The 12,495-nt window shown below is 75.2% G+C and carries 6 protein-coding genes; 2 read left to right on the top strand and 4 right to left on the bottom strand.

Going from position 1 to position 12,495, the window contains the following annotated elements:
• Positions 1-166 precede the first annotated feature (166 nt).
• Positions 167-1,003: a PaaX family transcriptional regulator gene (locus tag C2L58_RS36730; protein WP_103342247.1), complete on the top strand. Its 837-nt coding sequence runs from the start codon at positions 167-169 to the stop codon at positions 1,001-1,003.
• Between the two features lie 211 nt (positions 1,004-1,214).
• Here the strand turns inward: C2L58_RS36730 and C2L58_RS36725 are convergent, their stop codons facing one another.
• The 4 genes from C2L58_RS36725 to C2L58_RS36710 are packed head-to-tail and all read right to left on the bottom strand — an operon-like array spanning position 1,215 to position 4,454.
• A complete protein-coding gene (locus tag C2L58_RS36725; protein WP_103342246.1) occupies positions 1,215-2,054 on the bottom strand; it encodes a 3-hydroxyacyl-CoA dehydrogenase family protein in 840 nt (279 codons plus the stop codon).
• Entirely contained in the window at positions 2,051-3,073 is a 1,023-nt protein-coding gene (locus tag C2L58_RS36720; protein WP_233226147.1) for an HAD-IIIC family phosphatase, read from the bottom strand. The genes C2L58_RS36725 and C2L58_RS36720 overlap by 4 nt, the downstream gene beginning before the upstream one ends.
• Complete coding sequence (locus C2L58_RS36715) at positions 3,070-4,164, bottom strand: acyl-CoA dehydrogenase family protein (protein WP_103342244.1); 1,095 nt, start codon at positions 4,162-4,164, stop codon at positions 3,070-3,072. The genes C2L58_RS36720 and C2L58_RS36715 overlap by 4 nt, the downstream gene beginning before the upstream one ends.
• A gap of 5 nt (positions 4,165-4,169) precedes the next feature.
• Positions 4,170-4,454: an acyl carrier protein gene (locus tag C2L58_RS36710; RefSeq protein ID WP_103342243.1), complete on the bottom strand. Its 285-nt coding sequence runs from the start codon at positions 4,452-4,454 to the stop codon at positions 4,170-4,172.
• Positions 4,455-4,709: 255 nt separating this feature from the next.
• Between C2L58_RS36710 and C2L58_RS36705 the strand changes: the two genes are divergently transcribed.
• Entirely contained in the window at positions 4,710-12,491 is a 7,782-nt protein-coding gene (locus tag C2L58_RS36705) for a non-ribosomal peptide synthetase (RefSeq protein ID WP_233226146.1), read from the top strand.
• Positions 12,492-12,495 lie beyond the last annotated feature (4 nt).

The raw sequence follows: 12,495 nt of genomic DNA, 5'->3' as shown, positions 1-12,495 counted from the left end.
AGTCAGAGGCATGACGGCCGTCAACAATCTGCCCAACATCAACTGGCCCGGTTACCGATCCGGCCAAAAGCAGGCCACCCCCAAGCGGCGATTAGCTGTTGCCACAGAGCTGGATGGCCGTGGCTGTGGCCGGATCGGTAACCAGAGACGCAGTAGGCTGACGTCCGTGACGCTTCCCGCCGAGACCGGCTCCGGGCCCCGCCCGAAGTCCGTCATGCTCACGTTCCTGGGCATCCACCTGCTCGGCCGGGCGAGCGCGATCTACTCGGGCAGCGTGATCGACGTGTTCGGCCGCGTCGGCGTCTCGGAGGAAGCGGTCCGCTCGACGCTGACCCGCATGGCGGGCAGCGGGTTGCTGACCCGCCACCGGCACGGGCGGAAGGTCTACTTCGGTCTCAGCGAGCGCCTCGCCGCCGTCCTCGAGGACGGCAGGCGGCGGATCTGGGAGACGGGCGCGGTCAACCGGGCCGAGGACGGCGGCTGGACCCTGGTCGGCTTCTCCCTGCCCGACACCCGCCGCGGCGACCGGCACGACCTGCGCCGGCAGCTGACCTGGGCCGGCTTCGGCCTGCTGCAGAACGGTTTGTGGGTCGCCCCCGGCGTCCGGGACGTCACGGCCATCGTCGAACAGCTCGGCCTCGACGGGCACGTCACCGTCTTCACGGCGCACCCGGCGAAGCCGACGGAAGCGGCCGAGCTCGTCCGCAAAGCCTTCGACACGGCGACGATCGCCGCGCGCTACCACGACTTCACGGAGAAGTGGGACGGCGGGAAGCCGGCGTTCCCGGACGACCTGACACGCCGGTTGATGCTGCACTCGGACTGGCTGCACGTCGTCCGCCGGGATCCGCACCTGCCGGCCGGGCACCTGCCCCGCGACTGGCCCGCCTTCCAGGCCGAGACGCTGTTCCGCAAGCTCGACGAAGACTTCCGCGAGGGCGCGGACCGGCTGGCGGACGAGACGCTCGAACTGATGCCGGCCGCGGCTCAGCCCGCCGGGTAGACGTGCAGGCCCCGCCCGGTCTCGCGGCCAGCCGACCCTCCAGGTACGCGAGCCGACCCTCCAGGTACGCGAGCCGACCTTCCGAGTACGCAAGCCGACCTTCCGGGTACGCGAGGCCCGGCAGCCGGATCGTGCACTGTTGGTGTTCGTCCCGCGTGATGGGAGGGACGACACGGTTCCTGCCGAGGCGGAGCGGGGCGATCTCGCGGGATCAGCCCGCCGGGTAGACGTGCAGGCCCCGCCCGGTTTTGCGGCCCAGCCGGCCCGTGCCGACGAGCTCGGTCAGCAGCGGGCACGGGCGGTACATCGGTTGTCCGGTGCACTCGAGCAGCACCACCAAGGTGTCCAGGATGACGTCGAGCCCGATGAGGTCGGCGGTGCGCAGCGGGCCCATGGCGTGGCCGAAGCACTTCTCGAAGACCTGGTCGACCGTGCCGGCGTCGGCGATGCCGTCCCCGACCGTCGCGATCGCCTCGTTGATCGTGGCCATCAGCACGCGGTTGGCGACGAACCCGGGGCCGTCGGCGACCACGATCGCGCGTTTGCCGAGGCCGGCCAGCAGATCCGTGGTGGCGCACAGGGTCTCCTCGCCGGTCGCCGCCGCGCGGACCACCTCGACGGTGTCCTTCAGCGGCGCCGGGTTCATGAAGTGGGTGCCGATGACGCGGTCCGCGCGGGCGGTGGCCGCGGCGAGGCGGCCGATCGGGACGGCGGACGTGCACGAGGCGAGGATCGTCGCGGCGGGACAGAGCCGGTCCAGTTCGGCGAACAGCGTTTCCTTCACGGCCAGCCGTTCCGCCGCGCATTCGACGACGAATTCGCTGCCGCTCAGCTCCGCGAGCCGGCCGGTCCAGCGGATTCGGTCCTGGACCGTGGCCGGCGGGCGGTCGCCGAGCAGCGCCGCCATCCGCAGGCCGGCTCGGATCCGCTCCGGGCCCCGGTCCAGCGCTCGCGGGTCGGCGTCGGCGACGACGACGTCGTGCCCGGCCGCGGCGAAGCACTGCGCGACCCCGGTACCCATCACCCCGGCCCCCACGATCCCGATCTTCACCGGTCCCTCCCGTCGAGGATGCGGACGTGCCCGGGCCGCGGCGGTGGCGGCCGCCGCGGGTCGAAGGCCAGCACTCCCGCGCCGGCCGGCTCGAACCCGGCGAACCGCAGCGTCACCAGCATGATCCGGTTGGCCGCCGTCGGGACGAAGCGGGCGACCGGACGCCGTCCGCGCGCTAGGACATCCCGCACGAGGTGGCCGAGCAGGACGGTGCCGATCCCGCGGTTGAGCACCCGGCACGACGTCAGGAGCAGCTCGAGGACGACGTCGGCGCCGTCGTGGCGGAGCACGGCGAGCCCGACGGTGCCGTGCGCGCCGAACCGGTCGGTCACGTCCGCGACGAGCACCTCGTGGTCGGCGGTCGCGCACAGGGCGCGCAGCTCGGCCGAGTCGAGGGTGCGGCCGGTGGTGTTGAGCTGGTGGGTCCGGAGGGTGAGCTCGTGCGCGCGGCCGAAGTCCGCTTCGGTGGCGGCGCGCACGGTCATCGTGAGGTCGAGCGAGGCGAGGAATTCGGGCGGGGACCCGGGGAACGCGCGCTCGGCCGCGGCCCGCGAGCGTTCGGCGAGGTACCGGTGGCGGCGCCGGCGCGACTCGCCGGTCACCAGCGCCGGCCGGAACTCCGTCAGGCCGGCGAGCTCGCCGACGCGCTCGGCGGGGTAGCAGCGCACCATCGGCAGCGCGGCGGCGACCTCGGCGCGTTCGGCCGGGTCGTTGTCGGCGAAGGCGATGGTGTCCAGGCCGATGTTCAGCTCCGCGGCGATGCGGCGGATCGCCGCCGACTTCTCGCCCCAGCCGACTTCGACGGCGCAGAACAGCTCCGCCAAGCCGTGTTCGGCCAGGTGCCCGGTGGCGCGGGCGAGCTCGCCGCGGCCCGCCACGGCGTGCAGGATGCCGCGCCGGTCCAGCGTGTGCAGCGCCTCGATCGCGGCGGGGAACGGCCGGGGCCGGTCGCCTTCGAGCACGACGCCGTCCCAGAGGGTGTCGTCGAGGTCCCAGACCAGGCACTTGACGGTGGTCACGGCCGCCACCGCAAGGCGTACTCGCCGAGCTGCTGTTCGGCGACTTCGTCGGAGCCTTCGATGATCCGCATGACCTTGGCGTCGCGGAAGAACCGGCCCACCAGGCTGTCTTCCGCGCAGCCGGCCGCCCCGAGCACCTGCCCGGCCCGGTCGGCGACCGCGGCGGCCGACCGGGCGGCGGCGTACTTGGCCAGCACGGTCCCGGCGACGGCTCCCGGATCGCCGTTCTCCCGCAGGGCCGCGGCGCGGGCGCACAGCTCACGCGCGGCACTCGTGTCGGCCAGGCTGCGGCCGAGCAGTGCGCGCACGGTCTGGTGCCCGGCCAGCGGGACGTCGCCCTGCACGCGGCCGGCGGCGTGTGCCGCGGCGGCGCGCAGGCAGGCTTCCGCCATGCCGACGCAGCCCCAGGCGACGGTGAACCGGCCGTGGTCCAACGCCGTCGCCGTGACGTGCGACAGGCCGAATCCCGGTGGGGCGAGCAGGTTTTCGGCGGGCACGAGCACGCCGTCGAACCCGAGGTGGGCGAGCTGCGCCGCGCGCATCCCCAGCTGGCCCCGCACCGGTTCGGCCGTGATCCCCGGCCGGTCGGCCTCGACGAGCACGGTGACGAGCCGGCCGGCACAGGTGGCGAGCACCAGGAAGACGTCGGCGAGCTGCCCGAAGGTGACCCACCGCTTGCGGCCCCGCAGGCGCACCTGCCCGCCCGCGCGCTCGGCGGACGTCGTCACCGCGGACAGCTCGGTGCCGGCGCCGGCTTCGGTGGCCGCGAACCCGGCGAGGACGTCGCCGCGCGCGAGGGCCGGCAGCCAGCGGGCGCGTTGTCCGGCGGTGCCCCAGCGCAGGACGGCCGCGGCGACCATGCCCTGCACCGTGAGCAGGGCGCGCAAGGCGCTGCACACCCCGCCGAAGTCGGCGCAGAGCGCGCCGAGCTGGGGCTGCGTGCACCCGGCGCCGCCGGCGGCGGCGGGCAGGTCGGCGGCCAGGAAACCGGCGTGCGCCACGGCTTTGACGACTTCGGCGGGCAGGGCGCCGCGGGCGTCCCACTCCGCGGCTTCCGGGCGCAGTCCGGCCGCGAACGCGGCGGAGTCCATTGTGGTCACGGAATTCCGGCCGATCTTTTCCGGAGCACGAAAGCGGTGACCCGGTTCATGGTCCGGAAATTGTCGAGGTCGAGGTCCGCCACCGCGACTTCGATGCCGAACCGGCGTTCGACGTGCGCCACGAGCTCGAGCGCCAGCAGGGAATTCACCAGCCCCAGCGCGAAGTAGTCCTCGTCGGGGCCGGGGGTGTTCCCGGCCGTCGCGGTCGCGAAGAAGCCGGTCAGATCGGCCAAGATCTCCTCGGCGGTGACGCCGGTGTGCACCGGCTGGTGGCCTGCCACGCGCCCTCCCTCGACGAATTCCCCCGTCCGAAGCTAACACGGTCCGCGGCGCACCGGCGGCGCCGAACGGCCTAATCGCCTGACCGGAATTTGGAGTGTCCATCTTGGACGATCAATTTCCCTTGTGGTCGGCCGCAATTATGGACAGTGACGGCCGATCCCTCGATCGGCGGCTTGCCGGGGGCGCGAAGCCGCTGGAAGTATCCGGAGTTCGGCACCGCCGGGATTCCGGCACCGTGCATGGGAATTCTGGGGATGACTACCACGACCGGACCATTGAACAGCGTGGGCGACCTGCTGGCCCACCGGGTGGCCCGCACCCCCGCGGACATCGCGGTGGTGTGCGGCCGCGCCCGGCTGAGCTACGCGGAACTTGCCGCCCGCAGCGACGAAGTGGCCGCGCGGCTGATCGCGCACGGGGCCGGCCCGGAGACCCGGGTCGGGCTCTTGACCGAGCGCGGCGCGGACATGGTGGTGGCGGTGTTCGGCGTGCTGAAGGCGGGGGCGGCGTACGTCCCGCTGGACCCGGCGCACCCGGCCCGGCACCGCGCCGCCCTGCTCGCCGACGCGGGGGCCGCGCTGGTGCTGACCCAGCCGGAGCTGGCCGGAAGCCTGCCACCCGGGTGCGTGCCGGTGTTCGTGGCGGGCGGCGGCCATCACCCGGGCCTCGCCGTCCCGCGGATCCGGCCCGACAACCTCGCCTACGTCCTCTACACCTCCGGCTCGACCGGGCGGCCCCGGGGCGTGCTCGGCACCCACCGCGGGCTCCTCGCCCTCTTCGCCGCCCACCACGCCGGGATCTTCGCCACCGCGGGCGGGCGGCTGCGGGTGGCCCACACCGCGGCCCTGTCCTTCGACGCCTCCTGGGTTCCGCTCCTGTGGATGCTCGCCGGGCACGAGCTGCACGTGCTGGACCGGGCCGACCCGCGGGCGACCGTCGCCGCGCTGGCCGCCGCGCGGGCCGACGTGCTCGACGTGACCCCCTCCCACCTCCGGATGCTCCTGCTCGCCGGCCTGCTGGACGGTCCGGCGCGGCCGCGCGTGGTCGTCACCGGGGGCGAGCCCGTCGGCCCGGACCTCGGTGCCGCACTGGCGGCCGCCGGGGTGGTGGTCGTGAACGCCTACGGCACCACCGAGACCACAGTGGACAGTCTGGTCTGCGACGCGGTCCCCGAAGGCCGCGCGGTGCTCGGCCGGCCCGTCGCGGGCACCCGCGCCCAGGTGCTGGACGCCGGGCTGCGGCCGGTCGCGGAGGGGGAGCTCCACCTGGCCGGGCCCGGCCTGACGCGCGGCTACCTCGGCCGGCCCGGCGCGACCGCCGCCGCCTTCGTCGCCGACCCGGCCGGGCCGCCCGGCTCGAGGATGTACCGCACCGGCGACCGCGTGCGCCGCCGGGACGACGGCCTGCTGGACTTCCTCGGCCGCGCCGACGGGCAGGTCAAGATCCGCGGCATCCGCGTCGATCCCGCCGACGCCGAAACGGCCCTGCTGGGCCACCCCGGACTGGCCGCCGCGGTCGTCGTGGCGAGGCGGGACGGCCGCGACGCCGACCACCTCGTCGCCTACGTCGTGCCGAAGACCGCGTCCGTGACCGGGCTGCGCCCCTACCTGCGCGGCCGCGTCCCGGAGCACCTGGTGCCCGCCCGGTTCGTCGAGCTGGCCGCCCTGCCGTTGACCGGCAGCGGCAAGGTCGACCGCCAAGCCCTGCCCGAGCCCGGCCGCCCCGGCGGCGACGGCGCCGCGCCCGGGAGCCCGGCGGAGGAGCTGGTCGCCGGCGTCTGGCGCGAGGCGCTCGGCCTGGACCGCGTCGGGGCGGACGACGACTTCGTCGAGCTGGGCGGGGACTCGATCCTCGCCATGCGGGTGGCCGGCACGCTCAACCGGCGCCTGGGCACCGCGCTGCCCGCCCAGGCCGTGTTCGAGCACCGGACGGTCGCCGGGCTCGCGGCCGCCCTGCCGGCCGCGCACGCCGGCCACGCGCCGGTGCCGGCGGCGCCGGGCACCGCACTGCCGCTGTCGTCGGGGCAGGAACGGCTCTGGTTCCTCGACCAGCTCGCCCCGGGCGGCGCCGAATACAACACCGCCGCGGGGTTCCGGCTGCGCGGGCCGCTCTCGGTCGACGCGCTGGCCAGGGCGCTGACCGCGCTGGCCGCACGCCACGAATCGCTGCGGACGACGTTCCCCACCGTGCGGGGGCGAGGCGTCCAGGTCGCCGGGCCGCCGCCGGAGATCCGGCCGGACGTCCGTGCCGCCGGAGACGTCGAACGGGAGCTGCTCGCCGAGGTGCAGCGGCCGTTCGACCTCGCCCGCGGCCCGCTGTTCCGGGCGATCGTGTTCGAGCTGGGCGAGGACGACCACCTGCTCCTGCTGGTGCTGCACCACATCGTCACCGACGGCTGGTCGATGGGCGTGCTCGCCGGCGAGCTCGGCCGGCTGTACTCGGACCCGGCGGCCGAGCTGCCCGCGCCGCCGTTGCGCTACGCCGACTTCGCCGCCTGGCAACGCGACCGGCTCGCCGGTCCCGAGCTGGACGACCGGATCGCCTACTGGGAACGGCAGCTGGCCGGGGTGCCGGCGCTCGAGCTGCCCACCGACCGGCCGCGGCCCGCCGTGCGGGGAACGGCGGGCGCGACGCACCGGTTCACCGTGCCCGCCGCCGTGACGGCCCGGCTGGCCGCGCTCGGCCGGGAGCGCGGCGCCACGCTCTTCATGACCCTGATCGCGGCGACGCAGGTCCTCTTCGCGCGCTACACCGGGCAGCGCGACATCGCGATCGGCACGGTGACCGCCGGCCGGTCCTGGGACGAGCTGGCCGGCCTCGTCGGCTTCTTCGTCAACACCGTCGTGCTCCGCTCCCGATGCGCCGGAGATCCGTCCTTCGCCGACTTCCTGACCGGCGTCCGCTCGACGGTGCTCGACGCGATGGGTCACGACGACGTCCCGTTCGGCCGCCTGGTCGAGCTGCTCGCCCCGGATCGCGACGCGAGCCGCTCACCGCTGATCAACACCATGGTGGTGCTGCAGAACGCGCCCTCGGCGGTCCCCGAGCTCGGCGGGCTGGCGGTCGAAGAGCTCGACCTGCCCCGGCGCTCGGCGCAGTTCGACCTCACGCTGGAGTTCGAGCCGCGGGACGGCGGCCTGCGGGCCACCGCCGAGTACAGCACCGAGCTGTTCGACGCCGGCACGATCCGGCGGCTGGCCGAAAACCTGCTCACCCTGCTCGCCGGCATCGCCGCCGATCCCGGCCGCCGGTTGTCCCGGTTGCCGTTCCCCGCGCCCGCGCAACGACGTGAGCTGCTGGCGGTGGGCCGTTCGACGGCGGACGGGCCCGGGCTGACCGTGCCCGACGTCTTCGCCGAGCGCGTCCGCGAGCGCCCGGACGCCCTCGCGGTGACCTGCGCCGGCACGGCGTCGACCTACCGGGAGCTGGACGCGCGGGCGAACCGGCTCGTGCCCGGCCTGATCGCGGCCGGCGCCGGGCCGGACGTCCGGATCGGGCTGTGCGTGCCGCGGGGGATCGACGCGGTCGTCGGCATGCTGGCCATCCTGAAGGCCGGCGGCGCCTACGTCCCGCTCGACCCGCGCTACCCGGACGAGCGGCTGGCGTTGCTGCTGGCGGATTCCGGGGCCACGACCGTCGTCACGACGCACGCGGTGCGCGACCGGGTCCCTCGCGGGGTCCGTGTGCTGATCGCGGACGCCGAGGGGACGCCCGGCGCCGCCCCGCCGCGCCGGGCCCGGCCGGAGAACCTGGCCTGCGTCCTCTACACCTCGGGTTCGTCGGGCCGGCCGAAGGGCGTGCTGATCGGGCACCGTTCGGTCACCCGGTTGTGCGCCGACCCGTACGCCCGGCTCACCCCGGACGACGTCGCGACGCAGTACGCGCCGCTCTCGTTCGACGCGTCGACGCTGGAAATCTGGGGCGCGCTGCTGTCCGGGGCGCGGCTGGCGATCGACCCCGACGACGTCCCGTCGGTCGACGCCCTCGGCGCCTTCGTCCGCACCGAGGGCGTCACCGCGCTGTGGCTGACCGCGGGGATGTTCCACGAGGTGGCGGCGGCCGACCCCGGGGTGTTCGCGGGGCTGCGGCGGCTGGTTTCCGGCGGCGACGTCCTTTCGCCGCGGCAGTGCGCGGCGGTCCTGCACCGGTGGCCGGACCTGGAGCTGGTCAACGGGTACGGGCCCACCGAGAACACCACGTTCACCGCCTGCCACCGGGTCCGGGCCGGCGACGGCGACCGGCCGGTGCCGATCGGGCGGCCGATCACCGGCACCCGCTGCCTGGTGCTCGACCGCCACCTCGACCCGGTGCCGGCCGGGGTGCCCGGCGAGCTGTACGTCGGCGGGAGCGGCCTGGCCCGCGGCTACCTGGACCGGCCCGGGCTGACCGCCGACCGGTTCGTCGCCGACCCCTTCGGCCACGGCACCCGGCTGTACCGCACCGGGGACGTCGTCCGCTGGCGCGCCGGCGCGGAGTGGGTGCTCGACTTCCTCGGCCGGTCCGACGACCAGGTCAAGATCCGCGGCTTCCGGATCGAGGTGGGCGAGATCGAGGCGGCGCTGCGGCGGCACCCGGACGTCGCCGAGGCCGCCGTGCTGGCGCGGGAGGACACCCCCGGCCACAAGCGGCTGGCCGGGTACGTCGTGCCACGCCGTCCGGTGGAGCCCGGTGCGCTGCGGGAGTTCCTGGGGAAGAGCCTGCCGGGCCACCTCGTCCCCGGCGCGCTGGTGCTGCTGGACCGGTTCCCGCTGACGCCGCAGGGCAAGCTCGACCGCCGGGCGCTGCCGGCGCCGCGGCCGCGGGCCGCGGGGACCCGCACCGCGCCCCGCGGCCCGGCCGAGGAGCTGCTGACCCGGGTGTGGGCCGAGGTGCTCGGCGTCGAGCGCGTCGGATCGCGGGACAACTTCTTCGAGCTGGGCGGGGACTCGATCCTCGGCATCCAGGTCGTGGCCCGGGCCCGGCAGCTCGGGCTGCGCCTCAGCGCCAAGGACGTCTTCCTCCGGCAGACCCCGGCCGAGCTGGCCGCGGCGGGGGTGTGGGAGGAACCGGCTGCCCGCGAGGCGCCCCGGCCGGCCGGCGCGGTACCGCTGTCGCCGATCCAGCACTGGTTCTTCGAGACGGTCACTGAGCACCGCGGGCACTTCACCCAGTGGGTGTCGGCCGAACTCGCCGCGGACGTCGACCACCCGGCGCTGCGCACCGCGATCGCGGCGCTGGCCGGCCACCACGACGCCCTCCGGCTGCGGTTCCGCCGGGTCGGTGACTCCTGGCGGCAGGAGTACGCGGAAACCGTTCCCGCCGACGTGTTCCGCGTCGGATCGGTGTCCACTATGGACTTCTTCGAGCTCGACGGCGGCGCGTTGTTCACGGCGGTGCTGGACGGCTCGCGGCTGCTGCTGGCGGCCCACCACCTGATCGTGGACGGCGTCTCGTGGCGGATCCTCCTCGCCGACCTGCGCACGGCCTACCGCGCGGCCCGCGCCGGACGGCCGCCGGAGCTGCCGCCCCGCACCACGTCGTTCGGCGACTGGTCGCGGCGGCTGGCTGCGCACGTGGCGGCGGGCGGCTTCGACGATCAGCTCCCGCACTGGCGGCGGCCGGCGCCGGGGGCATCGCCCGGCGGCGACCCGCGGCCGCCCCGCGCGGTGACGGCCCGGCTCGGCCCGGCGGAGACGGCGGCGTTGCTGCGCGACACCCCGGCCGCGTACCGCACCCGGATCGACGACGTGCTGGTGAGCGCGCTCGGCCGCGTCCTGGCCGGGTGGCTGGGGCAGGACGGGGTGCTGCTGGAACTGGAGGGCCACGGCCGCGAGGAGATCTTCGGCGACGTGGACCTCTCCCGGACCGTGGGGTGGTTCACGAGCTTGTACCCGTGCCCGGTGGAGATCCCGCGGGAGGGCGGCTGGGGCGCGGTGCTGAAGTCGGTGAAGGAGTGCCTGCGGGCAACCCCGGATCGCGGCGTGGGTTACGGGGCTCTGCGGTACCTGGGGAAGGCGGAGCTGCCGGACCCCCGGCCGGTGGCGGCGTTCAACTACCTCGGCCGCTTCGACCTGGCCGACGCCGAGCAGCCCGAAGGCGCCGGGTCGGGGCTCGGCGGGGAGGGGCGGGACGGTGCCGCCGGGACCGAGTTGTTCCGGGGCGCTCCCTCCGCCATCGGGCTGAGCCGCGCACCGCACGTCACCGGCACCGCCCGGCTCGACGTCACCGCGGCCGTCACCGCCGGCGGCGAACTCGAGTTCGAATGGACCTACTCCCCGGGCGCGCACGACCCCAACACCGTCACCCGGCTCGCCGCCGAGGTGCTCGCCGCCCTCCGCGAAATCGCCGCCCACTGCACCGAACCGGGGGCCGGGGGCCGCACCCCCTCCGACTTCCCGCTCGCCGCCGCCACTCAGCCGGAACTCGACCGGCTCCTCGGCGACGGCCGCCACGTCGAGGACGTCTACCCGCTCACGCCGATGCAGGCCGGGATGCTGTTCCACAGCCTGTCCGAACCCGGCACCTACCTCGAGCAGATCTGCTTCACCCTCGCCGGCGCCGGTGACCCGGCCGCCTTGGAACGCGCCTGGCGACGGGCCGTCGACGAGATCCCCGCGCTGCGGACCGCCATCCGCTGGACCGATGTCCGCGAGCCCGTCCAGGTGGTGCACCGGGCCGTGACCCTGCCGGTGACCGTGCACGACGGGAGCGCACCCGGCGAAGCCGAGCTGCTCGCCGCCGATCGCGAAGCCGGGCTCGACCCGGCCGTGCCGCCGCTGATGCGGGTCACCCTGATCCGGCTGGACGACACCCGGATCCGGACGCTCTGGACCTTCCACCACGTCCTCCTCGACGGCTGGAGCGTCTTCGAGGTGCTCACCGACGTCCTCGCCCACCTCTCGGGAGTGCCCGCCAAGCCGCGCCGCCCGTTCGCCGACCACCTCGCCTGGCTGGCCCGGCAGGACGCGGCAGCGGCCGAAACCCACTGGCGGAAGGTCCTTTCCGGACTCACGCCCACCCGGCTGCCCTACGACCGGCCACCCGGCCGGGCGCACCGCACCCGCTCGACATCCACAGTGGACCGTCAGCTGTCCGCTGTGGACTCCGCCCGGCTGGCCGCCTTCGCGCGGCGGCACCGGGTGACCGTCAACGCCGTCGTGCAGGGCTGCTGGGCACGGCTGCTCGCCCGGCACGGCGGCGAGCCGGACGTCTGCTTCGGCGCGGTCGTGTCCGGCCGCCCGCCCGAGCTGCCCGGCGTGGACACCATCGTCGGGATGTTCGTCAACACCGTGCCGGTCCGCGTCACCGTCGCGGAGGCGGAAGACCGGCCCGGCTGGTTCCGGCGCCTGCAGGCCGACCAGGCCGAGGCACGCCGGTTCGGGCACGTCTCCCTGGCCGCGCTGCGCCGCTGGAGCGGGCTGCCCGCCCAGACGGCCCTCTTCGACAGCATCGTCGTCTTCGAGAACTACCCGTTCGACCGGGAAGCCCTGGCCGAACGCGGGCTGCACGTGGCGGAGCTGACCGCCCTGGAGATCACCAACTACCCCCTGGTCCTCGTCGCCCACGGCAGCGCGCGCGACGACGAACCGCTGAGCCTGCGGCTCGGCTACGACCCCGCGTTGTTCGACACCGCCACGGCCGAAGCCCTCGCCGGCGAACTCGTGGACCTCCTGCGCGAACCGGCCGGGAAGACCGCACCGCCGCCCGATCGCCCGCCGGCGCGGCCGGTGCCGGAACGACCGGTCGGCCACGACCCGGCCTACCTCGCGCCCCGCACCGCCACCGAGCGGGCGCTGAGCCGGATCTGGGCCGACGTGCTCGCGGTCGAGCAGGTCGGCGTCGACGACGACTTCTTCGCCCTCGGCGGCGATTCCCTGCTGTGCCTGCGGGTCACCGCCCGCCTGCGCGCGGACTTCGGCACCGCGCTGCCGCCGCGGGCGCTGTTCGACAACCCCACGGTCGGGGCGCTGGCCCTGATGCTGGAGCACCCCACGCTCGCCGCACTGGGCCGGGCGGTGGACCGCGGCCTGAACCCGCCGAAGGACTACGAGCTCTAGGAGG

The organism is Amycolatopsis sp. CA-126428 (assembly GCF_002904335.1).
In the GTDB taxonomy this organism is placed as follows: domain Bacteria; phylum Actinomycetota; class Actinomycetes; order Mycobacteriales; family Pseudonocardiaceae; genus Amycolatopsis.
The sequence above is the reverse complement of the archived record's forward strand: the minus strand, read 5'-3'. Positions and strand labels throughout refer to the sequence as shown.

What these genes read in the sequence shown, in the direction of transcription:
- C2L58_RS36705 (WP_233226146.1), top strand. Translation starts at nt 4,710, where the DNA reads ATGACTACCACGACCGGACCATTGAACAGCGTGGGCGACCTGCTGGCC.
- C2L58_RS36715 (WP_103342244.1), bottom strand. Translation starts at nt 4,164, where the DNA reads ATGGACTCCGCCGCGTTCGCGGCCGGACTGCGCCCGGAAGCCGCGGAG.